The following is a 26,132-nucleotide window of genomic DNA, read 5'->3' as shown; positions in this document are numbered from 1 at the left end:
GGGTTGACATGTTTTCATTTGTAAAGAAAAAAGAAGGTCAGGAACTGGAAACGCTTACCGCTTTTCTGGATGGAAAGGTCATTCCGATCTCAGAAGTACCGGATCAGGTATTTTCCGCAGGGATCATGGGTGACGGCGTGGCCATCGAGCCGGAAAATCATGTGGTGACAGCACCGGCAGCAGCAGAAGTAACAGCAGTTATGGAAGATTCCAGACATGCACTGGGGCTGAAATTTGTCAATGGCGTGGAATGTCTGATCCATGTAGGCCTCGATACAGTCGATATGAAGGGGAAAGGTTTTCAGCTTCATGTAAGCATAGGGGAGAACGTGGAAAAAGGAGCACCGCTTATCACATTTTCACCGGAAGAGATCAAAAAGGCAGGCCATACGGCTCTGACGATCCTGGCAGTGACGGATGAAGCCGGTGTAAAGAAGATCCATTTTCACACGGGTATCCATGCAACGGCAGGGGAAACGGTGATCGCAGACTTTGAGTAAAGGAAAGACTTCGGAAACGGAACAGGAAAAGCGTTTTCCGGAGTCTTTTTTTGATACGATACTTTCTGAAAAACTTATCTGGAGGAAGAAAAATGGAAAGTACGTTTCAAGAAGTGGCAGAGCTCTGGCTGGGGAACATCCGCTGCCGGGTCAAAGAATCCACGTATGCAAAGTATGCAAATGTAGTAAGAAAACATCTGATTCCCGCTCTTGGAAACTGCCAGGATGGGGAACTTACCACCCGGCAGGCAGAGGAGATGGTGCGGCGAGAGCTGGGACTGGAGCTGATGAGAGAGGAGACAGCAGAAAAAATTTCCGAAAAAACGATGGGAGACATTTTGATGGTCCTGAAGGAGATCCTGTCTTACGGAGAACTTCTGGGGTATCATACGCCGTGCAGGCTGGAACTTCTGCATGTGAAGAAAAAAGAAAAAAAGGCAGTTGTGCTGGAACGGCAGTCGCAAATAAAATTAGAAGCTTTTCTTCTGGGAGAAAAGGATCCGGTCCGGACGGGAATCCTGCTGAGTCTTTATATGGGGATCCGTCTGGGGGAAATCTGCGCTCTGAAGCGAAAGCATGTCTTCTATGAGGAAGGAATCCTCCGGATCCATGCTACGATGCAGCGGGTACAGGCAGCAGAAGCGGAGAAAGGTCCGAAAACGAAGATCGTCATTACGGAACCGAAAAGTTTTCACTCGATCCGGGAAATTCCGATCCCTTCGTTTCTTCTGGAACATATGGAATATATGAGGAGTTACCCGGAAGAAGCATATCTACTGACCGGTTCGGAAACCTGTTTTATGGAACCGAGAAACCTGCAAAACCATTTCCGGAAATATCAGGAGGCCTGTCGGCTCCGGCCGGTGAATTTCCATGCACTTCGTCATACCTTTGCCACCCGCTGCATAGAGAGTGGTGTGGACATCAAAGCATTGAGTGAGATCCTCGGCCATGCAAGCGTCAATATCACATTGAACCGTTACGTCCATTCCTCTCTGGAGATGAAAAGGCGAAATATGGAGAAAGTACGTCCTTTGTGCAGGTCTGACAAAGTGACGGAAGAAGTGTCTCCAATATTGGCAGATTCGCAGAAAAAATACAATGATGGTGAAAAAAGACAGAGAAACCGAAAATTGGCAGTTGACAAGTGGGGAAAAGAATGTTAATTTTAGGGAAGATAATTTTTAAATATTTAGGAGGATGTATAATTATGAAAAAACGTATCGTAGCAGTAATGTTAAGCGCAATCATGGCAGTCGTTCCGATGGCAGTTTCTGCTTCAGCAGCAGAGACCGAGACTGAAACAGCTGCAGCAGAGACTGAGGGAGCCTCCGAAGCAGAAAGTGAGACGGAGAAAAAAGTAGATCTGACCGGCTTGACTATGGGTGTACAGCTTGGAACTACCGGAGATCTTTCTGTTACCGATGAATATGGTGACGATGCAGTAGAGCGTTACAATAAAGGCTTTGAGGCAGTACAGGCTCTGGTTCAGGGAAAGATCGATGCCGTTGTCATCGATGAGCTGCCGGCAGAAGAGTTTGTAAAATCAGTAGAAGGACTGAAGATCCTGGAGAGTGCATACAGCCAGGAAGATTATGCAATCTGCTTTTCAAAAGAGAATACAGAACTTGCGGACAAAGTCAACGAGGCGATTAAAGAGCTGAAAGAAGAGGGAATCTTCGATCAGATCGCCAATTCCTACATTGGTGATACGGCCGGAGAGAACTATTATGAGTCTCCGGAAGATGTGGATCGTTCCAACGGTACCCTGACCATGGCTACCAACGCAGAGTTCCCGCCGTATGAATATTATGAAAGTGATGAGATCACCGGTCTGGATATAGACTTTGCTCAGGCCATCTGTGATAAACTGGGCATGGAGCTTGAGGTCGAGGATATGGCTTTTGATTCCATCATTCCGGCAGTAAACAGCGGAAAAGCAGATATGGGTGTTGCAGGTATGACCGTAACTCCGGACCGTGAGAAAGAGGTTCTGTTCTCTGACAGCTATTACAGCTCCAAACAGGTCATCATTGTAAAAGATGATTTTGAGGAGTAAGAAAGACGCTTTATAGGTAACAGGCAGGGGAGCCGGAAAGCTGGCTCCCTTGTTTTTGGAAAAAAGGATGTGAGGTAAAATTATGGAGTGGCTGCGCGAGCAGATTTATAACAACTTTATCGCCGATAATAGATGGCGTTATCTGACCAATGGTCTGAAAGTTACACTGGAGGTTACCTTCTTTGCCGTACTCATCGGTATTGTTCTGGGACTTCTGGTAGCGGTGGTTCGTTCTACTTATGCAAAGACAGGCAAAATGAAGATCGGAAGCTTCCTTTGCGGAATCTATATCACGGTGATCCGTGGTACTCCGGTCGTTGTACAGCTTCTGATCATCTATTTCGTGGTATTTGGTTCCGTGAAGATCGACAAGGTTTTTGTGGCGATCATGGCGTTTGGCCTGAACTCAGGCGCTTATGTGGCAGAGATCTTCCGTTCCGGTATCATGTCCATCGATGACGGACAGTTTGAGGCTGGAAGAAGCCTTGGCTTCAGTTATGGAAAAACCATGCTTTATATCATCATGCCGCAGGCATTCAAAAATGTACTTCCGGCACTTGGAAACGAGTTTATCGTTCTCTTAAAAGAGACCTCCGTTGCTGGTTATATTGCTCTGGAGGATCTGACGAAGGGCGGCGATATCATCAGAAGCCGTACTTTCAGCGCATTTTTCCCGCTGCTCACTGTGGCACTGATCTATCTTGTCATGGTAACGATCTTCACCAAACTGGTTGGTATTCTGGAAAGGAGGCTGCGTAACAGTGACCACTAATAAAGGAGAGGTCCTGATCCGGACCGAAAATCTGAAAAAAGTATTCCCGGGCGGTCTGCATGCCCTGAACGGTGTGAGCCAGGAGATCCGTAAAGGCGAGGTTGTTGTGATCGTAGGTCCTTCCGGAAGCGGAAAATCTACCTTCCTGCGTTCTCTGAACCTTCTGGAGGTCCCGACGGAAGGCCATATTTATTTTGACGGAACGGATCTGATGGGAAAAGATGTGGATCTGGATAAACACAGACAGAGGATGGGGATGGTGTTTCAGCATTTCAACCTGTTTCCGCATATGACGATCCTGAAAAACATGACGCTGGCGCCTGTCAAACTGCAGAAACGGCCAAAGGAAGAAGTGGAGAAGCAGGCAATGGAGCTTCTGAAACGGGTTGGTCTGGAAGACCGTGCCAACGCTTATCCGAGTCAGTTGTCCGGCGGACAGAAACAGCGTATTGCCATTGTCCGGGCACTTTGCATGAATCCGGAAGTAATGCTTTTTGACGAGCCGACCTCTGCACTGGATCCGGAGATGGTAGGCGAGGTGTTAAATGTTATGAAGGAACTGGCCAACGAGCATATGACCATGGTGGTTGTCACGCATGAGATGGGCTTTGCCCGTGAGGTGGCGGACCGGGTGATCTTTATGGCAGACGGTCAGGTACAGGAAGAAAATGATCCGGAGAATTTCTTTGAACATCCAAAGAGTGAACGTCTGAAGACGTTCCTGAGCAAGATCATCAAATAAATCGTAACAGTTCAGAATATCAGCGAAATGAAAAATCAGACTATGCAAACTTGTTTGCAATAGGATGAATTTTTTATTTGGGAATGGGCGGAACGCCCATTAGCCTCAGACAAAAGCTGCGAATGCAGCGAGAGCGCATGCAATGCGCGGGTCTGTGGCCTGTTGTTTTGAACGTCCTGAACAGTTACAATAAACCAATATCCATAAAGAGGTTCCGGTTTTCCGGGGCTTCTTTTTTATGGAAAGAAGCTTTTGACAGTTTTTGCGAAAAAATTTTCTTGCATAAATCGAAGGCTATATTATAATGGTGATGCAGGGGCAAAAGGACAGGTTCCCCTGTGCCTGTACAAATCTAAAGAAAAAAGGTGACTATTTTGAATTATACAGAAGCAGTTGAATATATATACAATATTCCTAAATTTACGACAAAAAACAAACCGGAGCATACAGCAGAGTTTCTGAACCGGCTGGGCCATCCGGAGCGTTCCATGAAGATCATCCATGTGGCAGGGACCAATGGAAAAGGCTCTGTCTGTGCCTTCCTTTCCTCCATGCTGACGGAGGGCGGAAAGAGAACGGCTCTCTTTACTTCTCCGCATCTGGTGAAGATCAACGAACGTTTTCAGATCAACAATCAGATGGTATCGGATGAAGAATTTCTCTCTGCCTTTTTAAAAGTAGATGAAGTGGTAAAAGGCATGCAGGCAGACGGGCTGCCGCATCCCACCTATTTCGAATTGCTCTTTGGTGTGGCGATGGTGCTTTTTGCAGAGCTCAAGGCGGAATATGTAGTCCTGGAGACAGGTCTTGGCGGACGGCTGGATGCCACCAATACCGTCGAGCATCCGCTGGCGACTGTGATCACTTCCATCAGTCTGGATCACACGGAGATCCTTGGTGATACGATAGAAAAGATCGCTTTTGAAAAAGCCGGTATCATCAAACCGGGTGTGCCTGTGATCTATGACGGAAGCTCTCCAGAGGCAGAAAAAGTCATCCTTGCCCGGGCAAAGGAACTGGGAAGTCCGGCTTACCCGGTTTATCCGTCCATGTGTGAAGTTTTCCTTAAGACAGACAAAAGCATTGATTTTTACCTGAATTGTGGGTATTATGAACATACGGCTGTGACAGTTCCCTATCTGGCTGACTATCAGATGATGAACAGTTCTCTGGCACTTATGGCTATAGATGCAGTGGATCAAGCGCATGAGATTTCGCTGGAGACCCGCCTGGAAGGAATCAAAAAGACCCGCTGGCAGGGCCGTATGGAGACGGTGATGCCAGGTGTGGTTCTGGACGGTGCCCACAATACGGCAGGTGTGAAGGAGTTCGTCCGGACGGTGAAAGAGATCGAAGGAAGCCGTCGGGTAGTTATGCTCTTTGCTGCCGTTGTGGAGAAAAATTTTGAGACCATGATCGAAACCATCTGCCATGAGACCAACCTTTCTGCTGTGGTTGCCACAGAGATCAAAGGTGACCGGAACGTACCGGCAGAAGAGCTGGCGGCTGTTTTCCGGAAATATACGGACGCACCGGTAACGGCGGTATCCGGGATCGCTGATGCGTTCGAGGAAGCCCTGAAGGAGAAGGAAGATGGCATGCTGTTCTGTGTGGGTTCTCTTTATCTGGTGGGTGAGCTGAAGGCGATTCTGGCAGAGCGGAAAAAGAAGGAGTGCTGATACATGATCAATTACGAAGAAGAATTAAAGAAATTTCATCCAAGCCTGGATGTAAACGAGGCAGAGGATGCGATCTATAACAGAGATTTCACGGATGTCACCGATATCCTGAAAGAGCTGATCAACGATGAAAAGAAAAAGAAACAGAAATCATAAGGGGAATTTATGAGATGTATATACTGTGGAACTCCGTTGTCATCCATTGACTACTGTACGGGCTGCGGTGCGGATGTGACGCTTCTGAAGCGGATCGGAAGGATCTCCAACCTTCTTTACAACGAAGGACTGGAGAAAGCGCAGGTGCGTGATCTTTCCGGAGCCATTGCCTGTCTGAAACGGAGTCTGAAGTTCAACAAGGAAAATGTAGCGGCGAGAAACCTCCTGGGTCTGGTCTATTTTGAGACCGGTGAGGTGGTATCTGCCTTAAGTGAGTGGGTCATCAGTAAAAATCTGAACGTACCCGACAATGTGGCAGATGTGTACATAGCCAAGCTGCAGTCAAATAAAAACAAACTGGATACCATCAACCAGACCATCCGGAAATATAACCAGGCGCTTCTTTATTGTCGTCAGGACAATGAAGACATGGCTATGATCCAGCTGAAAAAGGTTCTTGCCCAGAACCCGAAGTTTATCAAAGCCTATCATCTTCTGGCACTTCTCTATCTGAAGCGTCAGGACTACGAGAAAGCCAGAAAGCTTCTCAAAAAGGCGGCTTATATCGATACCACGAATACCACCACGCTCCGTTATCTGAAGGAAGTGGAACTGGCAACCGGTATTTCCACCAGTCTTGAGGTGAAGCATAAGAAGAAGTATGCCCGTGAAGAGACGGTAAACCGGCTGACAGGGGCGACAACCTACATGAACGGCAATGAGATGATCATTCAGCCGGCTACTTTTCGGGAAAGCTCTGCGGCAGCTACCTTTTTTAATATCTTCCTGGGACTGATCCTGGGCGGGGCTATTGTGTGGTTTTTAGCAGTTCCGGCTACGCGTCAGAGTGTCAATGCGTCTGCGAATAAGCAGGTGACGGATGCAAATACGAAAATGGCGCAGCAGGTGGCACAGGTACAGGGACTGGAGGAACAGATCGAGACTTACCAGAGTGAGGTGGATGCGGCAAACAAGACAAAGGATGACGCGAATAAAAAGGTGGAGTCTTATGATCAGCTTCTGAAAGCGGCAGGCACTTATCTGACGGGAGATCAGTCTTCTGCAGCAGCCCAGCTGGCAGAGGTGGATGGAGAATCCATGACCGGTGAAGGAAAAAATCTTTACACCAGCCTGAATACCCTGCTTCAGGACTATGTGTTTAATGAAGCTTACAATAAAGCCGGCACTGCTTACATGGCAGGTGATTATGCGACTGCTATTGCCGAGTATACCAAAGCAGTGGCCGCAAATCCGGACTCTTTTGATGCCATCAATTATCTGGCATGGTCTTACCGGAATTCCGGAGATACGGTCAATGCAGATAAGACGTTTAAAGAAGCACTGCAGAGGTTCCCGGCAAAGGCTTCCGAGATCCAGCCCTATATCACAAATACTTCCAGTGGGACAGAAACACAGACAGGAGAAACAGATGCCAGCGGCAATCCGGTGACGCAGACGAAAGAAACAGACGCCAGCGGCAATCCGGTGGATGCGGATGACATTACAACGATTCAGTAAATAAGAGAAACCTCGGAGCAGAGGACGTATGGAAAGAAAAATCCATGCGTCCTTTTCTTATTGAAAAAAAGATTTAAAAAGGAAGGAGACAAAACGAAATGGAAAAAACTTTTGTGGTCAGAGGAACCAATCTGACGATCCATATGCCGAAAGAACTGGATCATCATCATGCGGAGGAGATCAAAAAAGAGGCAGATCATCTGCTGGAAACAAGGAATATCCGGAGTATCATTTTTGATTTCGAAAAGACCAGTTTTATGGACAGCTCCGGTATCGGAATGATCATGGGCCGGTATAAAAATATCCGGTTTGCCGGAGGTACGGTGCTGGCTGTGCGGGTCAACGAGCGGATCCGCAGGATCCTGACACTGTCCGGTGTTTATAAATACATCGATATCTATGAGGAATTGCCAAAACATTCAGAAGTATTTTGAGGAGGAAAATGCAGATGGAGTATGAAAACAGAATGAAACTGGAATTCGACAGCCGTTCTGCCAATGAAAGCTTTGCCAGAGTAGCCGTGGCAGCTTTTTTGAGTCAGCTGAATCCTACGCTTGAGGAGGTGGCAGATGTGAAGACTGCTCTTTCCGAGGCTGTGACCAACTGTGTGGTCCATGCCTATGAGGGAAAGGTGGAAAAGATCCTGGTGGAATGTATGATCAAAGGACAGGAGCTTACGATACTGGTAGAGGACAGAGGCTGCGGCATTGCAGATGTCCATCAGGCTATGGAGCCTTTGTTTACCACAAAACCGGATTCCGAACGCTGCGGTATGGGATTTGCCTTTATGGAAGCTTTTATGGATTCGCTGGAGGTGGAGTCCCGTCCGGGCGAAGGAACCCGGGTAACGATGAAAAAGAAGATCGGAAGAACGATAAATAAGTTTGAACAGTGAAAGGAAGCCTATGGAAAGAACCCTGGCGTTAATCGCAAAATCACACCAAGGGGATAAAAAGGCAAGAAATACACTGGTAGAAGAGAACATCGGACTGGTCTACAGCATCGTGCGCCGTTTTCTGGGACGGGGCATTGAAATGGAAGATCTGGTGCAGATCGGAAGCATCGGTCTGATCAAGGCGGTAGACAAGTTTGATACGGGATTTGAAGTGCAGTTTTCCACATACGCGGTTCCTATGATCGCCGGAGAGATCAAGCGGTTTCTGAGGGATGACGGGATGATCAAAGTAAGCCGGAGCCTGAAGGAGAATGCAAGAAAGGTGTTTTCGGCCAGGGAACGGCTGGAAAAGTGTCTGGGAAGAGAGCCCTGCATGCAGGAACTTTCGGCGGAGACCGGGCTTTCCGGTGAGGAGATCGTTATGGCGATGGAGTCGTCTGCAGAGGTGGATTCCATTTACCGGACAATCTATCAGGGAGACGGAAATGCCATTTCTCTGGAAGACCGGCTGGAGGAAAAGGACAATCCAAATGAAAGACTTCTGGATCATCTGGTCCTTCAGGAGGTGATGGATTCTCTGGAGGAACAGGAAAAAAAGCTTATCAAAATGCGGTATTTTGAAGAAAAGACTCAGAATCAGGTGGCGGCCGCTCTTTCCATGACGCAGGTTCAGGTCTCAAGGATGGAAAAAAAGGTACTGAAAAAAATGCGGGGAAGATTTTTCTGAGTCCCTGCATATTTTTTGTCCGGAAAAGGAAGAATAGTTGTAAAAAGAGAGGTGCTTTGTATGAGCGGGACCGTTTATCTGAAAATTGAAAAAAACGTGCAGATCCGCAGCCGGAGCGTTTATCTGAAAGACATTGCACAGATCGTGTCAGATGACAGTGCCCTGGAAAACCGGATCCGGGTGCTGAAGCTTCCGGCGGATACGGTTCAGGGACCCGGGCGTTATCCGGTTTCTGTGATGACTGTGATCGCTCTGATCCAGAAAGAAATTCCGGGAGTCACAGTCAGCAACGAAGGGGAAACGGATTTTATCCTGACCTTTGAAAAAAAGAAACAGCCGGGAGGGATCCTGGCCTGGTGCAAGACGGTACTTGTGGCTTTCATTGCTTTTTTCGGTGCAGCTTTTGCAATTATGACCTTTAATAACGACGTGGACATCCCAAGACTTTTCGGGCAGCTTTATGAACAGTTTACCGGGCAGGTCTCCGATGGCTTTACCATCCTGGAAGTGACCTATTCCATCGGGATCGGTCTGGGAGTGCTGGTCTTTTTTAATCATTTTGCGGGGAAAAAGCTGACGGCAGACCCGACACCGCTGGAAGTGGAGATGCGTTCCTATGAGGATCAGGTGGATACCACGGTTCTGGAGGCGAGCAGGAGAACACCGGAGAGGAAAAAGGAGGAAAAACATTGAAGGAACAGATCTTTCTGGGAATCATCGGGCTTTCCGGGGGACTTGTCATCGCAGGCGGGGTGACCGCTCTTCTGGTGGGGCTTGGAGTGATTACTCGTTTTGTGGGAATCAGCCATACGGCTGACAGGGTGAAAATTTATGAAACAGCAATTTCTGCAGGAGCCGTGTGCGGGACACTGATGACCGTCTATCAGCCGACAATCCCGCTGGAGCTTCCGGGACTTGCCGTCTTAGGGCTTTTTTCGGGGATCTTTGTGGGAGGCTGGATCCTGGCACTGGCAGAGGTTGTCAATATTTTTCCCATTCTTGCCCGGCGGATCGGGCTGACCAGAGGCTTAAGCGTGGTGGTTATTGCGATCGCTCTTGGGAAAATGACCGGAAGCCTGCTGCATTTTTATCTGCGGTGGTAAACTTATGAAAAGAACATGGTAGAAAGGGGACAATATGGACAGGAACGAACAAAGAAAGCAGCAGTACAGAGACTATGTAGAGCAGGTTACACCGAAGCATAATCTTCTGAAAAATATGGCAGGTGCTTTTCTGACAGGAGGAACAATCTGTCTTCTGGGGCAGGTGATCTTAAATTTCTGCAAAGCGCAGGGACTGGACCCGGATGTGGCAGGCAGCTGGTGTTCTCTGCTTCTGGTATTAGGCAGCGTGATACTCACCGGTTTTAATCTCTATCCGAAAATTGCCAGATTCGGAGGTGCAGGAACACTGGTTCCCATCACGGGCTTTGCCAATTCGGTGGCTGCTCCGGCCATCGAATACCAGAAAGAAGGACAGATCTTTGGTATCGGATGCAAAATTTTCACCATTGCAGGACCTGTGATTCTGTATGGCATCATCACCAGCTGGGGGCTGGGACTTATTTACTGGGCCTTTGGTTTCTTACGGGGCTAAACAGGTAGCTTGTCTTCTGAAACGGAAACGTCTGACAGAAGGCAGAAATGGAAGGAGGAACCGGAAAAGTGGAAGAAAAAAAGAAACAGGCGGAAATGACAGGAAAACAGAGCATCCGTTTTGACGAGGCGGTACATCTTTTGTGTGCGGCCAGCATCGCAGGCAAAAAAGAAGGGGAGGGTCCTCTGGGAGACCGGTTTGATCAGGTGTTTGAGGATCCTTTTTTTGGAAAAGCCACCTGGGAAGAAGCAGAAAGCGCCATACAGCGTGCAGCACTGGAAAAGGTTCTGGAAAAGACAGGCATGCAGGAGAAAGAGATCCGTTTCCTTTTCGGGGGCGATCTGTTAGGACAGCTCATTGCCACATCTTTTGGGGTAAAGGAGCTGGGAATCCCGCTGTTTGGTCTTTACGGAGCCTGTTCCACCTGCGGGGAAGCACTGTGTCTGGCAGCCATGACGGTGGCGGGAGGCTTTGCAGACCATGTGGCAGTTGTCACCAGCAGTCATTTTGGCGGAGCAGAGAAGCAGTTTCGTTTTCCTCTGGAATACGGAAATCAGCGGCCTCTTTCCGCGACCTGGACAGTGACCGGAGCCGGTGCTTTTCTGCTTGGGAAAAGAGGAGGAAAGGTGAGGATCCCGGAAGTGACACCAGGAAAGATTGTGGATTACGGAGTGAAGGATTCTCTGAATATGGGAGCCTGTATGGCTCCGGCCGCTGCGGATACCATTGAACAGAATTTAAAAGATCTGAAAAGAAAACCGGAGGATTACGACCGGATCATCACCGGAGATCTGGGATATGTGGGAAAAAGACTCCTTCTGGAACTTTTGGAAGAAAAGGGGATCAGGATCAAGGAACAGCATATGGACTGCGGCATTGAGATTTTTGATCAGGAAAAGCAGGATACGCATTCCGGTGGAAGCGGCTGCGGCTGCTCTGCAGTGACTCTGGCTGCGCTGATCCTGCCGAAGCTTGTTTCCGGTGAATGGAAACGGGTGCTTTTTGTACCGACAGGCGCCCTTTTGTCAACCGTGAGCTATAATGAAGGGCAGAGTGTTCCGGGAATCGCTCATGCAGTGGTACTGGAACATAATGAAACAGGCCTGCAGCAATAGGATGCCTGCAGGCCTGTGGATATCGACCATTAATAATGGAGGAAAATGATATGGAATATATCCATGCATTCTGGGTGGGAGGTCTGATCTGTGCACTGGTCCAGATCCTTTTAGACCGGACAAAACTTATGCCGGGCAGAGTTATGGTCCTGCTGGTCTGTTCCGGTGCGGTCTTGGGCTTCCTTGGGATTTATGAACCATTAAAGGCTTTTGCCGGAGCCGGGGCAGGCGTTCCTCTTCTGGGCTTTGGAAACACCCTTTATCAGGGGATAAGAAAAGCTGTGGATGAGGAAGGTTTCCTGGGGCTTTTTACGGGCGGCTTTACAGCCAGTGCCGCAGGTATTTCTGCCGCCTTGATTTTTTCTTATCTGGCAAGTCTTGTTTTTCAGCCAAAGATGAAAGAATAAGATCAGCTCAGTGGTCTTTTTCGTATCGTTCCAGTTCTTTCAGAGCCTGACCTGAGAGGGGATAAAGAGCGATGATATTGAAAATGGTCATAAGACCGATCCCCACATCGCCAAGATCCCATACGAAGGTATAAGTTGCGATACCGCCGATGAAGAGCATGACCAGAGCCAGAATTTTATAGAGGGTCTGCCAGCACCATTTATCTCCGAAAAGATAAGCCACATTGCTTCTGGCATAGAAAATAATGCCGAGAAAAGTGGAAAAGCTGAAGAGGAACAGCGTGAGTGCAATGAAGATCACGCCGAACTGTCCCAGATGGTAATCCATGGCTTTCTGCAGGAGTGTCATACCGGAAAGACCGGAAATCAGATCTTCCGGAACAAGAAGCATGATCATGGCGGTACAGCTGCAGATCACGATGGTGTCGATGAAGACACCGAACGCCTGAACCAGACCGGCCTTGGCGGGCTGATCGCATTCTGCTGCGGCTGCCGCACAGGGAGCAGAGCCGGAACCGGCTTCATTGGAGAAAAGTCCTCTTTTCACTCCATTCATGAGAACGGCACCGAAACCGCCGGCTACTGCCTGGCGCACTCCAAAGGCTTCTTCAAAGATCCGGGCAAAAACGCCGGGAAGCAGACGGTAATTGACTGCGATGATAAAGAGCGTGATGAAGAAGTAGCAGACTGCCATAATGGGGACAATGGTATCCAGAACCTTTACCGTTGCATGTTTTCTGAGAACGATGATTGCAGAAATGATCACCAGAAGGATGCTTGTGTAAAGGGGCGGGATGGAAAAAGCGTTCTCAAAAGAAGAAGCGACAGAGTTACTGATAACCTGACTGATGCCGCACCAGCAGATCAGGCCGGAGATGGCAAACAGTACAGAAAACAGCATGTATCTTTTTTTCCGTCCCAGCCGTTCCTCCATCAGATGATGGATATAATAGGCAGGTCCTCCGCGGTATCCGCCATAGAGAGGATCCTCTTCTTTGTGCAGCTGGGCAAGAGTCGCTTCAATAAATGCTGTAGAAGAACCGATGATGGCGGTGATCCACATCCAGAAAACGGCTCCGGCGCCGCCGGCAGAAACAGCAGCCACGACACCGACCAGATTTCCCATCCCCACCCGGGTGGCGGTGGATATGATGAGAGACTGGAAGGAGGAGAGGCTGTTTTTGCTGCCTTTCGTTCCTTTCAGCGCCCGGAGCATATCCGGAAAGAGCCGGATCGGAAGAAAACGGGTTCTGATGGTGAAAAAGATGCCGGTTGGGATCAAAAGCAGGATCAGGAGAGAAATACCGATGCTGCTGCCTCCGGGAAGCGGGATCTGGATGAGATCGCCCCAGAGAAAGTTGTAGATGGTGCTGATTACTTGAATGATCATAACATTTCCTCGTTTCTTTAGAACTTTCTCCATTATGCCATAAGAAACGGTTTGTGTAAACCATTCTTCCTGTTGTTGTCTTTTTTGTGAACAAAAAAGACAACTTCGTGTACAAAAAGCGCAAAAGCGTTTCCAGTCGTTGTTTTGCCAGGATGCTTATGATAGTATTTATAATCAGAAAGCGGAGCCGGAAACGGAAAAGATAAGACCTGCTCTGCATCATCATTTAGGAAAAAGAAAAGGGAGAATATAAGGATGGCTACAGAAAGCAGAAACAATGTACAGCTTTCCCTGAAAAATCTGTACCGCCTGCTTACAGCGAAGGATTACCCGGTCTATTCCACCGGGATCCTTCGGAGAAAAAACAAGAAGGGGCTCACACTGGTCCGTTTCTGGGATGAGTATCTTTTGTATGAGTGGAGAAATACCGTTCACGGACGGCTGATCTGGAGGACCAGCGGTAGCAGAAACCGTTATCATTCTGAAATCTGTAATCGTCGGGCTGATTTTCCGCTGTATGAAGTCTATATTCAGGAGGTACTGGACGGACTGACGGCAGAGAGCTTTGGAAAGCAGCTTCGGCTTTTTGAAAAATTTCTGACGGAACGGGAGTATGATCATTCTGTTTTTCTTATAAAACTGAAAGAATTTCTTCTGGAAGCGGAAAGGGAAGATCCCTGGCTTTCCGGAGAATGTGCAGGAAATCTTCTTGCCTGGGTCAGTGATATAGAAAAAAACCGGAAGAAACTGCCGGAACGCTTTCTGGCAGGCTGGCTTCTGAGCATGCTTTCACTTCATGCCATGGCCGGTGACCAGATGGATATGGAAAAAATGAAGGAACTCCGGAAACGGAAAGATCTGGCACCGGAATTTCTGTGGAAAAAAATGGAGCAGGAGCAGGCGAAGCACCAACCCGTCTTCCTCACTTCGAGAAACAGCGAACTCTGTGTGGCCCCTCTGGACGTGGAACATTTTTTCGGAAGAGAAGAGGAACTCTATGATCTGAAGGAAATGTTGGAAAGTGGAGGAAAATTCCTGCTTACGGGTCTTGGAGGCATGGGAAAGACGGAACTTCTCCGTCAGCTCCTGATCTGGTGTGAAAGAGAAGGAAAAGCCAGAAAGATCGCTGTGGTCCAGTATGTCAATACTCTTTCAGAAAGCATAAACAGGAGCTTTCAGGATCTGGAGGGAGAAGATCCGGAGAAGCGTTTTCACGAAGGTCTCTATCGTCTTTCCGGAAAAAAGACCGTTCTTTTTATGGACAATGTTGACCATACAGAAAAAGAAGATCCGACACTTCTGGAACTGAAAGACCTTTCCTGTACTGTTTTTGTCTCCAGCCGGATGGAAAAACTGGAAGGATTCCGGAGTTTTCTGGTGGGGACACCAGGAAAAAGTGCGCTTGGTCTGATCTTTCGTGATAACTATGAGCGTACGCTTACGATGGAAGAAAGAGAAAGCTTAAATCAGCTGTTGGAAAAGCAGATCTTCCAGCATCCTCTGACACTTCGCCTTCTTGGAAAGGCAGCAGGGGAAAAACTCTGGACGCTGGAGGAACTGGAAAGTGAACTGGAGACTGCCTGGGTGGAAACGACAGGAGACGCAGGACTTCGTGATATGTACCGGCGGCTTTATCAGCTGTCCGGAACTTCCGAAACCGGCGGACAACTGGTACGTATCTTTGCGATCCTGCCTTATCGTGAGATATCCATTGCCTTTACGAGAATGTTTTTTCAGGGCTTTCTAAAAAAAGGAGAGTTTCTGGAGGAAGAACTGAAGAAGCTCTCAGCACTTGGCTGGCTGGAAAACACAGAAGACGGCTACCGGATGCATCCGGTCATTGCCGAGAGTATCCGGATGAAAGCACCGGCAGAAGAAGAGTTCCTTCCTTTTTGGGAGCGGGCAGAAAAGTGTTTCTTTGACGGACAGCCGGGACCGGCAGAGGATCCGGTCATGGAAGAGATCGCCTGGATGATCTGGAATGCAGTTTCTTCCATCTGCGGAACGGTCAGTGACCATCTGGTGGGACTGGGACTGAAAGCTCTTTTTTATATGAGGAAACGCTATCAGGCAGGAGAAAAACTGGAAAGGCTTATCGAGCGGTGCGTGGGTCTGTCAGAGGAAAATCGCTTTCTGGCCAGGAGTCTTCAGCTGGAATTTATGACGAATGTTTCTGATTATAGTGATCAGCTTGTTACTTACATAGAGAAAGGACTTCTTCCCGAAGACAGACTCCTGCATGTGATTATCAATTACAGCCAGCACCTTCTTGCACTGGGAAAGCTTACAGAAACAGAAACGTTCAGTGTCAGGGTCCTTTTATGTACGGAAAGTCTGACCTTCAAAGTGTACGGAGAATTCCTCCGGGGGCAGTGCTGCTATTACCGGACAGAATTTTCAGCAGCGATCACATGCTTTGAACACGGGATCTGGCTGCTCCTTTGTCATGCGGTTCCCGTAGAAAAAAGATGGGAAGAGAAAGAAAAGGTCAGGCTGGAGAGAGTCGTGGATGGCGGTTTTGGAGAACTTCTCGGAATGATCCTTTACATGAAGGGGATGACGCACCTGGGGATCGGAGAAAACAAAGAAGCCGCTCAGACGATCGAGCTTCTGGAAGATGTGGTAAAGAAAACCGGAAATCCGCCGGGGCTTCTGCTCTGTCTGGTCCAAATAAAAGGGCAGATGGCTGCCTGCCGTGGAAACCTGGAGGAATCGCTTACGTTTCTGGAACGTCATAAAAAAATGCTGGAAGAGTTTTACGGAAAGAATCATATCAATTATCTTGCAGCCTGCGGAGAACTGGGAACGGCCTATAATCGAGTGGGAAACCGGAAAAAGGCGCTGGAGAATCAGTTTCTGATGAGAAAAGGACTGCTGAAAAATGCTTACGATCAGGGAAATACCCTTTCCCTGACGGACAACAACATCGGTGTGACCTATCTGGATGACGGACTGCCGGGAGAAGCCGTGCTTTATCTGAAGGAGGCTTACCAGCTGGCTGAAGAAAAAAAGCTGGGAGAGATCGCCTGTGCGGAGCCCGCCTGGAATCTGGCGCGGGCATTCCGGATGCTGGGAGAAACGGAAAAGGAAAAGAAATATCTGAAAACAGCTTTGCAGGGATTTCAGAATCATTATGCACCGGAGCATCCCAAGCGCCTGGCAGCAGAAAAAAGAAATGAAGAACTGAATGGAAAATAAACGGGAAAAAGCGTTTGCAGGACGAAAGTCTTTCGGACGCTTTTTCCGTTTTTTGGTTTCTGTTCATTTTTTTCTGGTAAAGCGGTCCGGAAAATGATAGAATAAAACGTAATTGCGGACTGACTGCAGGAGTCTGCCGGAACAGCAGAGAAAGTACCGGCAGCCAGACGGAGAGTATCAAGAGATTGAAGGAAAATTTTTATGGATCATACAGAAAAACTGACACTGGGCATTCTCGCCCATGTAGATGCGGGAAAAACCACCCTGGCGGAGAGTATCCTTTATCTTCGTGGAAGTATCCGTAAGATCGGCCGGGTGGATCACGGCGATGCCTTTCTGGACAATTATGAACTGGAGCGTTCCAGAGGGATCACGATTTTTTCCAAGCAGGCAAGACTGAAGCTGGGAGAACGGGAAGTGACGCTTCTGGACACACCGGGCCATGTGGATTTTTCTGCGGAAATGGAACGTACCTTACAGGTTCTGGATGCAGCAGTGCTGGTCATCAGCGGAGCAGACGGTGTCCAGGGCCATGTGGAGACACTCTGGAAGCTTTTGAAATATTATCGGATCCCGGTGTTTCTCTTTGTGAATAAGATGGACCAGGAAGGGACGGACCGGGAAACGCTTCTTTCGGAACTGAAAAAAAGACTGGACGGAAACTGTGTGGATTTCAACCAGGAGGAGACGGATTACGCCGCTTTTGCGGAAGAAGCCGCCATGAGTGAGGAAAGTCTTCTGGAGGAATATCTCGAAAGCGGCAGGCTGGACCGGGAAACGCTAAAGAAAGCCATTGCTGGGAGAAAGCTGTTTCCCTGCTTTTTTGGCTCCGCTTTAAAGATCCAGGGAGTGGAGGAGCTTTTAAAAGGACTGGAAATGTATGCTTCTTCTGCTGTCTGCAGGGAAGCGTTTTCTGCCAGAGTCTATAAGATCAGCAGGGACGAGGCCGGCAGCCGCCTGACTCATCTGAAGGTGACAGGAGGGGTGCTGAGAGTAAAAATGCCGCTGACCAATCGTCGGGAAGGCATGGAAGAAAGTGAGATCTGGGAAGAAAAAGCAGATCAGATCCGTCTGTATTCCGGATCCGGTTATCAGACAGTAAATGAAGCCGGTCCGGGAAGCATCTGTGCGGTCACAGGTTTAAGCAAGACTTTCGCCGGAGAGGGTCTGGGTGAAGAGGCAGAAGGCAGTCTTCCCATTCTGGAGCCGGTACTGACCTATCGGATCGAGCTTCCGGAAGGAACCAACGTCCACGAAACCTTTCTGAAGCTTCTCAAACTGGAAGAGGAGATTCCGGAACTTCACATTGTCTGGAATGAACGGCTCAGCGAGATCCATGCACAGGTCATGGGAGAAGTGCAGATCGAGATATTAAAAAGCCTGATCCGTGACCGTTTTCAGCTGGATGTGGAATTTGGAGACGGAAATATCGTTTATAAGGAGACGATCCTGGAACCGGTCGAAGGTGTGGGGCATTTCGAACCGTTGCGTCATTATGCAGAGGTTCATCTTCTGCTGGAACCGGCAGAACGGGGCAGCGGCCTTACCTTTGATACCGTGTGCAGTGAAGACGTGCTCGACCGGAACTGGCAGCGGCTGATCCTGACTCATCTGGAAGAGAAAAAGCATCCGGGCGTGCTTACTGGTTCTGAGATCACAGATATGAAGATCACACTTCTTACCGGGCGTGCGCACATCAAACATACGGAAGGCGGCGATTTCCGTCAGGCGACCTACCGGGCGGTACGCCAGGGGCTTCGAAAAGCGAAAAGTATTCTTCTGGAGCCGGTGTATGAGTACCGGCTGGAGCTCCCGGCAGATCTGGTCGGCAGGGCAATGGCGGATATCCAGCGGATGAACGGGAATTTTTCCGGACCGGAGCTGGATGGGGAAACAGCAGTCCTTACCGGTACGGCACCGGTTTCTGCCATGCGTGGCTATCCAAGAGAGGTGACAGCTTACAGCAGAGGCAGAGGAAGACTTTCCGTTGCCCTGAAAGGTTATGAGCCCTGCCATAACAGCGAGGAGATCGTGGCTCTTTCCGCTTACGATCCGGAAGGCGATACGGAAAATCCCACAGGCTCTGTTTTCTGCGCTCATGGAGCCGGTTTTGTGGTGGACTGGGATCAGGTGGAAGCTTATATGCACCTGGAAAGTGCCTGGGGCGGCAGCAGTCCAAAGGAAGAACCGGAAGGTCTGCCGGTCACGGAGAGTATCCGGAGGCAGAGAGAAGCGGCTTCGGAAGGTTATGCATCGGAGGATGAACTGAAAGCCATTTTTGAACGGACGTATGGCCCGGTCAGAAAGGAGCGGGGATCTTTGGAAAAAAGAGTCCGCCGTTCTTCTTCTGAAAGCACACAGACCTGCCGGCCGGTAAAGAAAGAGGCCCCGCAGGAGCAGTATCTGCTGGTGGACGGCTACAACATTATTTTTTCCTGGGAGGATTTAAATGAGCTTTCCAGGGTGAATATGGAAGGTGCCAGAAACAAGCTGGCAGACCTTCTGTGTAATTATCAGGGTTACCGGAAATGCCATGTGATCCTCGTCTTTGACGCCTATAAGGTAGAAGGAAATCCGGGAGAAGTAGTGAAATACCACAACATTCATATCGTTTATACAAAAGAGGCGGAAACGGCAGACCAGTATATCGAAAAAACGGTTCATGCCATTGGCCGGAAATACGGAGTGACGGTGGCAACATCAGACGGACTGGAACAGGTGATCATTCTGGGACAGGGAGCCAGAAGGCTTTCTGCGAAAGGTCTCAGAGAAGAGATGGAGGCTGCCAGCAGAGAGATCCGCGGTGATTATCTGAATCGGCAGGAGCCGTCGAAAAACCTCCTGATCCATCAGCTTCCGGGAGAAATGGCGGAACTGATGGAGGATGTGCGCCTGGGACGGCGTACCATGGAGGATGGAAAGAAAAAAGGGAGCAAATAATCAAAAAGGGGAAAAACAATGGACGATACACTGATATATCGAAAGATAGAGATGGAAGAACTGAAACTGGAGCTTTTCCGGAAATTCCAGCGCCGGCAGAATGTGGACCGGCAGCTTCAGAAACAGGGGGATGCCTGGGTAGAACGGCCGGTATCCCTGGTGGAGGAATGGTCAAAGGAAGATTATGAATTTCTGCTGGCCTGTCTTCAGGATACGATCCGGGAAGGCGGCGTGGTCTTTGGTGCTTTTGAAGGAAATGCGGTAAAAGGCTTTGCTTCTGTTTCCGGGAATCCGCTGGGCTATGCAGGAACCTACCGGGATCTTACCAGCCTTCATGTTTCCAGAGATATGAGAGGACGGGGGATCGGCACCCGGCTCTTTCATCTGGCTGCCGGCTGGGCTCTGGCCATGGGCGGACAGAAGCTTTATATCGCTGCAAATCCGGCGATCGAAAGCCAGCTCTTTTACCGGGCGTTAGGCTGCACGGATGCCCAGGAGCCGGATGAAGAACACATGAAAAACGCTCCGAAAGACCGGCAGCTGGAGTATGTGCTGTAATCACAGGATAAAACGGCCTATGAAGCCTCTGGTAACTAAACATTGCGTGACCGTACGATCTGTGGTAACATAGTTCCGATACCGCATGAAAAAAGAACATGCGGAAATACTTACAGAGAGAAGCGGACAAGCTGTCTGAAGTAACTATTCAGGGCCACGGTCCTGAGAGATGTTTTGGCATGAATCTGTCAAAATCCCGAAAAGAAAACCTGCGAACAGCTGTCAGACGAAAAGGGTCTGCCAGAATAGGCAGGAAAAGATAAGAGAGGAGCGAACCAAGGATGAAGATCGTACCGGCAAGCATAGAAATCATCAGCACAGAGCCTTACGAGGAAATGTTAAAAAGAGTGGAGAGAGCAGGACGTGTCTGCTACAAGAGTGAGGAAAGCATTGAGGACGGTTCCGCAGAGCGTTTTATCCGGAACATTCTGAAAAGAGGTCATGAATCCGTCATTGAGCATGCAGGGATCACGGTGAAAGTGATCTGCGACCGTGGAGTGACGCATGAGATCGTCCGTCATCGTCTGGCCAGCTACAGCCAGGAGAGTACCCGTTACTGCAATTATTCAAAGGATAAATTTGAAAATCAGATTTCCTGTATCGATCTTGCAAACGGTTTTGCCTATGACTTGAATAAAGAGGAAGACCGTCAGAAATATCTGCTCTGGCAGGAAGCTATGGAATCCGCAGAAAAATATTACTTCAGGATGCTGGAACTGGGAGCCCGGGCTGAAGAGGCCAGAAGCATCCTTCCGAACTCTCTGAAAACAGAGATCGTTATGACAATGGATCTCCGGGAATGGAGACATTTCATCCGTCTTCGCGGTGCCAAGGCTGCGCATCCCCAGATCCGTGAGATCACCCGTTTGATCCTCAAAGAGTTCCAGGAGAGATATCCGTTGTTCTTTGAAGATCTGACGGCAGAATAAAAGATAAAAACGGGAGAAAATCTATGGATACACATCATAATAAACGAAGTACTTTTTCAGGAAAACTGGGATTTGTGCTGTCAGCAGCCGGAGCTTCGGTCGGACTGGGAAATATCTGGCGCTTCCCTTATCTGGCGGCAAAATACGGCGGAGGAATTTTCCTGCTGGTCTATATTATACTGGCCCTTACCTTTGGATATACCATGATCATGGCAGAAACGACGCTGGGACGTATGACCAGAAAAAGCCCGGTGGGAGCATATGCTTCTTTTGGAAAATCGAAGTGGCTGTCTTTCGGCGGCTGGATCAACGCCATTATTCCGGTGCTGATCGTTCCCTACTATTCTGTGATCGGCGGATGGGTGATCAAATATCTGTTCAGTTACCTTACAGGTCAGGGGGCAGGCCTGGCAGCGGATGGTTATTTTTCAGGCTTTATTTCTGATGGAGCAGCCACAGAAATCTGTTTTCTGATCTTTACCCTGCTGACGATAGGGATCATTTATGCCGGAGTCAGAAACGGAGTGGAGCGGGTGTCAAAGTGTATGATGCCTGTTCTGGTGGTTCTTTCTGTGATCATTGCTGTTTTTTCCATGACAAGACCGGGGGCACTGGAAGGTGTAAAATATTTCCTGATTCCCAATGTGAAGAATTTTTCATGGATGACAGTTGTGACTGCTATGGGACAGATGTTTTATTCGCTCTCCATTGCCATGGGAATTTTGATTACATTCGGTTCTTATATGAAAAAAGATATTTCCATTGAGGGATCGACACAAAATGTAGAGATCTTTGATACGGCCATTGCCATTATGGCAGGTCTGATGATCATTCCTGCCGTGTTTGCATTTTCCGGTGGTGATGCGGAAAGTCTGAAGGCAGGTCCTTCCCTTATGTTCATCACGATCCCGAAGGTTTTTGCAAGTATGGGTCTTGGAACTTTCGTCGGGATCCTGTTTTTCCTTCTGGTCCTCTGTGCGGCGCTTACAAGCTCGATTGCACTGACGGAGAGTGCCGTCTCTACATTCCAGGATGAACTGGGCTGGAGCCGGAAAAAATCTGCTCTTATCGTGGGAGTGATCATGGTGGTTCTGGGTTCCCTGTCTTCTCTGGGCTATGGTCCTCTGGATGGGGTAAAGATCCTTGGCATGCAGTTTCTGGATTTCTTTGATTTCCTGACGAACTCCGTCATGATGCCCATTGCGGCGATCGCAACCTGTATCCTGGTGTCCAGAGTAGTGGGGACAAAGAGAATTGAAGAAGAGGTGCTTCTTGAGAATGGTACTTTCCGGAGAAAGAAGATCTTTGCTTTCATGATCCGCTACTTATGCCCGGTTTTTGCAGCTATTATTCTGATCAGTTCTGTCGCAAACGCTTTTGGATGGATATCGATGTAAAAAATACAGCTCATGTGTGAAATTCACATGAGCTGCATTTTTTAGCGATTCTAAAGCGGACATTCGCAATTTTTGCCTGAGATTCATAAGCGTTGCCATCATTCTGAAATAAAAACAAAAAACTTTCCGGGCAGGATTCTTATTTCAGTTTAAATTTCAGATATACCGGATCATGGTCGGAGCAGGAATAACCGGTATTGATGTTTTCATAGGAAAGACACTCCAGGTTGTCGGAGATGATGAAGCCATCGAGGGTAACGGTGTAGGTTACACCTGGCACATATTCCATATCGGCATTCCGGGCACTGTCCCAGAGATCCGCTTTTTCTTTTTCGGATAAAAGATCCAGACAGAAGGTAAAATGTTCCGGAAGGCTTTCTCTTGGGAACGGATAAGCCCAGGATTCATGCGTGGAAGAATCGTCTTCAGAGGCTTTGAGATCATGGTTGAAATCTCCGCCGCAAAGCACATAGTTTCCTGCCTCATATTCGGTTTTCATATCCTCACAGAGCATGCTGATCTGACCTTCACGGATGGCATCACTGTTTCCGTAAGCGGACATGTGGAGCTCAAAAATCACCAGCTCCCTGCCGTTCTCCACCGGGATCCGGGAAATGCTGTAGCAGCGGTCCAGATCAAAAAATTTGCTGAAGGAAGTGGATACCGGAAAGCTTCGCCGGAGAGAGGAAGTGACCGGATATCGGGAAAACAGGCTTAAGCCGGCCTGACTGCGTCCGTGGGGCTGAGTGAACGGATAAAAAAGAAAAGCGGAATCGTAGTTCATGGCAAATACGGAATCATAGTCCGGAAAGCTTTCTTTTAAAAGGTCGTATTCGTTCACATGATAGCTTCTGGTGGCATCGAGATCCACCTCCTGAATCAAGGCAAAATCAGGGTCATAGGAAGCAGCCAGTGCTCCGGCACCCTGAATGATTTCCAGTACACTTTCTTTGCTCTTTGCCCAGGAAGATTTTCCGCCATCCATGAAAAAGCTGAAATCCGGCGTATAGGCTCCAAAGCCGATGTTGTAGGTCAGTGCGGAATATTCTTTTCCGGTCTGCAGCTGTTTTTCTGTGTTTTCCGGATGATCCGTAGCTGCTCCGGAGGGCTTTTCCACTGTCAGCTCCAGGTTATCTTCAATCCTGTGGTAGCTTGCAAAAAGGTAAATGATATAAATCCCAAGTACAACGACCAGAGTTCCGGCAATTCCGGCACAGATCTTCAGTAATGTCCAGCCGATGCCATGTTTTTTGCTCTTTTTCTTTTGATGCATAGATAAAACCTCCAGATTTTTTCTTGTCTACAGTATAATCAATTTTGGGTTGTCGGGCAAGTATCTTCCTGTTCAGATATTTTTAAGATTTTCCGTCAGCCTCTTTTGTTGTCAATTTCTGTTTCCAGTGGTAGAATAAGACTTCGGACAGATATCGGAGTACGATATCTGCAAGCATGTGAGAGGAGAAATAGCATGTATCACGAAAAATTGACGAAGAAAGATGTGGAACGCCTTCAGGAAGAGATCGATCATCGAAAACTTGTGGTGAGAAAAGAAGCCATTGAGGCAGTGAAAGAAGCCAGAGCTCAGGGGGATCTGAGTGAAAACTTTGAATATTATGCAGCAAAAAGGGACAAAAATAAGAATGAGAGCCGTATCCGTTACCTGGAAAGGATGATCAAAAATGCAGAGATCATTACGGATAACTCCAGGGAAGATGAGGTGGGACTGAATAATACCGTTCAGCTCTATATGGAAGAGGATGATGAAACAGAGACCTATAAGCTGGTCACTTCTATCAGGGGAAATTCCCTTTCCGGCAGGATCAGTACGGAATCTCCGCTTGGAAAAGCCATTCTTGGGCATAAAGTAGGAGATCGGGTAGCTGTGAAGGTCAGTGATTCTTATACGTATTATGTAGTAATCCGCTCCATCGAAAATACAGAGGATGACGGTTCCGATGCGATCCGCGGATTCTGATCCGGGATTCAGGGGGAAGATAACATTGAAAAGACAAAAACATAAAAATACGAAAAAAGCGGCAGTCATTCTGCTTTTACTGGCCGTATGGATGAGTGCTTCTTTTGTCTGGATGGAAAATTACTTTGCCGACCTGACAATGGATAAACTGATCTTCCAGATGCGGGTTCCCATGACCGGAACCAATTCGGATATCGTCTGGAATTATCTCTTGTATGCAGTTCCGCCCTGTGCAGTGACGGGACTTCTGCTCTGGCTTCTTTTAAGAAAACCGGAGAGGATTTTTAAATTTCGGATTCTGACGGGACTTCGGAAACATCTTCTGGTGTTTTCCGCCCTTTGTCTTCTGGCTTCTGCCGGATATGGAATCTGGCGGTTTGACATTCCGTCTTATCTTTATGCACAGACGCATGCATCAAAGCTTTATGAAACGTATTACGTTGATCCCAACACGGTAGAACTGACTTTTCCGGAGAAAAAAAGGAATCTGGTCTATATTTTCCTGGAATCCTTTGAGCAGACCTTTGCTTCCAGAGAGTACGGCGGATTTCAGGAGGAAAATCTGCTTCCGAATCTGACAACGCTTCAGCGGGAAAAGGGAAGTACGTATTTTTCAGAGCCGGAAGGTTACGGGATGACCGAGATGGCGAACTGCAGCTGGACGATGGCTTCCATGGTAGCACAGACCAGTGGGATCCCGCTTTCCATCCCTCTGGCCCGCAATGATTATAATATGTATGAGACCTTTCTTCCGGGAGTTACGACGCTTGGACAGATTCTGGAAAAAGAAGGCTATCAACAGGAACTTCTGATCGGTTCGGAGGCGGCTTTTGCAGGAACAGATCACTACTTTCAGCAGCATGGAGATTATGCGATCCGGGATTATACCTATGCAAAAGAAAACGGCTGGATACCGGAGGATTATTATGAGTGGTGGGGGTTTGAGGATGAAAAGCTTTTTGCGTTTGCAAAGGAAGAACTGAACCGGCTGTATGAGACAGGGGAACCCTTCAATCTGACCATGGCAACCATGGACACTCATTGTGTGGAGGGCTATACCTGTGAACTCTGTGAGGATACGTATGAAAATCCCTATTATAACGTAATTTCCTGCTCGGACAGACAGCTTTCTGATTTTGTGAAATGGATTAAGGAGCAGCCCTTTGCGGACAATACCACGGTCGTTCTCTGCGGGGATCATCTGACGATGGATGCGGCTTACTCGGATTCTGTAGAGGAAGATTTTCACCGGACCGATTACAACGTTATCGTCCATCCGGCAGCAGAGGCTGCGGATCCGCACGACCGGATCTTCTGTGCACTGGATCTGTTCCCGACGACACTGGCAGCTCTTGGTGTGGAGATTCCGGGCAACCGGCTGGGGCTGGGAACCAATCTTTTTTCAGAAGAAGCAACGCTTTGTGAATCCATGGGAACGGAAGAACTGGCGGAGCAGATCAAACAGACAAATAACTACTATAACAAGCATTTCCTGTATGGAAAAAACAAATCGTAAAAGCCGGATTTCCCCTTGTTTGCAAGGGGAAATTTTCGTATAATCAAAAGAGAAAAAGAGTAC

At 48.3% G+C, this 26,132-nt stretch carries 25 protein-coding genes; 23 read left to right on the top strand and 2 right to left on the bottom strand.

The window, feature by feature from the left end; all coding sequences use genetic code 11:
• The first annotated feature begins 8 nt into the window (after positions 1-8).
• The 16 genes from DXA57_RS01705 (at position 9) to spoVAE (ending at position 12,166) form a co-directional block, all read left to right on the top strand.
• Complete coding sequence (locus DXA57_RS01705; RefSeq protein WP_117764170.1) at positions 9-500, top strand: PTS sugar transporter subunit IIA; 492 nt, start codon at positions 9-11, stop codon at positions 498-500.
• A gap of 92 nt (positions 501-592) precedes the next feature.
• Entirely contained in the window at positions 593-1,666 is a 1,074-nt protein-coding gene (locus DXA57_RS01700) for a site-specific integrase (RefSeq protein WP_117764169.1), read from the top strand.
• A gap of 44 nt (positions 1,667-1,710) precedes the next feature.
• Complete coding sequence (locus DXA57_RS01695; protein ID WP_117764168.1) at positions 1,711-2,559, top strand: transporter substrate-binding domain-containing protein; 849 nt, start codon at positions 1,711-1,713, stop codon at positions 2,557-2,559.
• Positions 2,560-2,641: 82 nt separating this feature from the next.
• A complete protein-coding gene (locus DXA57_RS01690) occupies positions 2,642-3,331 on the top strand; it encodes an amino acid ABC transporter permease (RefSeq protein WP_330423171.1) in 690 nt (229 codons plus the stop codon).
• Entirely contained in the window at positions 3,321-4,073 is a 753-nt protein-coding gene (locus DXA57_RS01685) for an amino acid ABC transporter ATP-binding protein (RefSeq protein WP_117764166.1), read from the top strand. Before DXA57_RS01690 ends, DXA57_RS01685 begins: the two co-directional genes overlap by 11 nt.
• Positions 4,074-4,438: 365 nt before the next feature.
• Entirely contained in the window at positions 4,439-5,752 is a 1,314-nt protein-coding gene (locus DXA57_RS01680; RefSeq protein WP_334294757.1) for a bifunctional folylpolyglutamate synthase/dihydrofolate synthase, read from the top strand.
• Between the two features lie 3 nt (positions 5,753-5,755).
• Positions 5,756-5,908, top strand: coding sequence for a hypothetical protein (locus tag DXA57_RS17280; protein WP_199612650.1), 153 nt, complete (start codon positions 5,756-5,758; stop codon positions 5,906-5,908).
• A gap of 9 nt (positions 5,909-5,917) precedes the next feature.
• Positions 5,918-7,426: a tetratricopeptide repeat protein gene (locus tag DXA57_RS01675; protein ID WP_117764165.1), complete on the top strand. Its 1,509-nt coding sequence runs from the start codon at positions 5,918-5,920 to the stop codon at positions 7,424-7,426.
• 98 nt (positions 7,427-7,524) lie between these two features.
• Complete coding sequence (locus tag DXA57_RS01670) at positions 7,525-7,860, top strand: STAS domain-containing protein (RefSeq protein ID WP_117764164.1); 336 nt, start codon at positions 7,525-7,527, stop codon at positions 7,858-7,860.
• 14 nt (positions 7,861-7,874) lie between these two features.
• Positions 7,875-8,321 (top strand): anti-sigma F factor, encoded by a 447-nt coding sequence (gene spoIIAB, locus DXA57_RS01665; protein ID WP_117764163.1) that lies wholly within the window; start codon positions 7,875-7,877, stop codon positions 8,319-8,321.
• Between the two features lie 10 nt (positions 8,322-8,331).
• Positions 8,332-9,048 (top strand): SigF/SigG family RNA polymerase sporulation sigma factor, encoded by a 717-nt coding sequence (locus DXA57_RS01660; RefSeq protein ID WP_117764162.1) that lies wholly within the window; start codon positions 8,332-8,334, stop codon positions 9,046-9,048.
• 60 nt (positions 9,049-9,108) lie between these two features.
• Positions 9,109-9,741, top strand: coding sequence for a stage V sporulation protein AA (locus tag DXA57_RS01655; RefSeq protein WP_117764161.1), 633 nt, complete (start codon positions 9,109-9,111; stop codon positions 9,739-9,741).
• Positions 9,738-10,151 carry a stage V sporulation protein AB gene (locus tag DXA57_RS01650; protein WP_117764160.1) on the top strand — a complete coding sequence of 138 codons (414 nt, stop codon included), beginning with the start codon at positions 9,738-9,740 and terminating at the stop codon, positions 10,149-10,151. The genes DXA57_RS01655 and DXA57_RS01650 overlap by 4 nt, the downstream gene beginning before the upstream one ends.
• A 34-nt stretch (positions 10,152-10,185) precedes the next feature.
• On the top strand, positions 10,186-10,644 hold the full coding sequence (locus tag DXA57_RS01645; RefSeq protein ID WP_117764159.1) for a SpoVA/SpoVAEb family sporulation membrane protein: 459 nt from the start codon (positions 10,186-10,188) through the stop codon (positions 10,642-10,644).
• 47 nt (positions 10,645-10,691) lie between these two features.
• A complete protein-coding gene (gene spoVAD, locus DXA57_RS01640; protein ID WP_117764158.1) occupies positions 10,692-11,759 on the top strand; it encodes a stage V sporulation protein AD in 1,068 nt (355 codons plus the stop codon).
• Between the two features lie 50 nt (positions 11,760-11,809).
• Positions 11,810-12,166, top strand: a complete 357-nt coding sequence (spoVAE, locus tag DXA57_RS01635; protein WP_117764157.1) for a stage V sporulation protein AE — start codon at positions 11,810-11,812, stop codon at positions 12,164-12,166.
• 7 nt (positions 12,167-12,173) lie between these two features.
• Here spoVAE and DXA57_RS01630 read toward each other — a convergent pair whose 3' ends face one another.
• Positions 12,174-13,556, bottom strand: a complete 1,383-nt coding sequence (locus DXA57_RS01630) for an alanine/glycine:cation symporter family protein (protein ID WP_117764395.1) — start codon at positions 13,554-13,556, stop codon at positions 12,174-12,176.
• A 255-nt stretch (positions 13,557-13,811) separates the two neighbouring features.
• Here DXA57_RS01630 and DXA57_RS01625 point away from each other — a divergent pair, with 255 nt between their 5' ends.
• The 5 genes from DXA57_RS01625 to DXA57_RS01605 all read left to right on the top strand — a co-directional run bounded on the left by DXA57_RS01625 (position 13,812) and on the right by DXA57_RS01605 (position 22,578).
• Positions 13,812-16,754 carry a tetratricopeptide repeat protein gene (locus tag DXA57_RS01625; RefSeq protein ID WP_117764156.1) on the top strand — a complete coding sequence of 981 codons (2,943 nt, stop codon included), beginning with the start codon at positions 13,812-13,814 and terminating at the stop codon, positions 16,752-16,754.
• A 201-nt stretch (positions 16,755-16,955) separates the two neighbouring features.
• Complete coding sequence (locus DXA57_RS01620) at positions 16,956-19,694, top strand: translation factor GTPase family protein (RefSeq protein ID WP_117764155.1); 2,739 nt, start codon at positions 16,956-16,958, stop codon at positions 19,692-19,694.
• 18 nt (positions 19,695-19,712) lie between these two features.
• Entirely contained in the window at positions 19,713-20,252 is a 540-nt protein-coding gene (locus DXA57_RS01615) for a GNAT family N-acetyltransferase (RefSeq protein ID WP_243005678.1), read from the top strand.
• A gap of 281 nt (positions 20,253-20,533) precedes the next feature.
• Positions 20,534-21,181 (top strand): FAD-dependent thymidylate synthase, encoded by a 648-nt coding sequence (thyX, locus tag DXA57_RS01610; protein ID WP_117764154.1) that lies wholly within the window; start codon positions 20,534-20,536, stop codon positions 21,179-21,181.
• A 23-nt stretch (positions 21,182-21,204) separates the two neighbouring features.
• Positions 21,205-22,578 (top strand): sodium-dependent transporter, encoded by a 1,374-nt coding sequence (locus tag DXA57_RS01605; protein ID WP_117764153.1) that lies wholly within the window; start codon positions 21,205-21,207, stop codon positions 22,576-22,578.
• A gap of 139 nt (positions 22,579-22,717) precedes the next feature.
• Here the strand turns inward: DXA57_RS01605 and DXA57_RS01600 are convergent, their stop codons facing one another.
• Positions 22,718-23,851 (bottom strand): endonuclease/exonuclease/phosphatase family protein, encoded by a 1,134-nt coding sequence (locus DXA57_RS01600; RefSeq protein WP_117764152.1) that lies wholly within the window; start codon positions 23,849-23,851, stop codon positions 22,718-22,720.
• A gap of 195 nt (positions 23,852-24,046) precedes the next feature.
• Between DXA57_RS01600 and greA the strand changes: the two genes are divergently transcribed.
• Together greA and DXA57_RS01590 are read left to right on the top strand one after the other, a co-directional pair.
• Positions 24,047-24,553 carry a transcription elongation factor GreA gene (gene greA, locus DXA57_RS01595; protein WP_117764151.1) on the top strand — a complete coding sequence of 169 codons (507 nt, stop codon included), beginning with the start codon at positions 24,047-24,049 and terminating at the stop codon, positions 24,551-24,553.
• A 25-nt stretch (positions 24,554-24,578) separates the two neighbouring features.
• On the top strand, positions 24,579-26,069 hold the full coding sequence (locus DXA57_RS01590; protein WP_158571207.1) for an LTA synthase family protein: 1,491 nt from the start codon (positions 24,579-24,581) through the stop codon (positions 26,067-26,069).
• Positions 26,070-26,132: the final 63 nt, after the last annotated feature.

It is taken from the genome of Blautia sp. OF03-15BH (assembly GCF_003463065.1).
Classification (GTDB): Bacteria; Bacillota; Clostridia; order Lachnospirales; family Lachnospiraceae; genus Limivivens.
The sequence above is the reverse complement of the archived record's forward strand: the minus strand, read 5'-3'. Positions and strand labels throughout refer to the sequence as shown.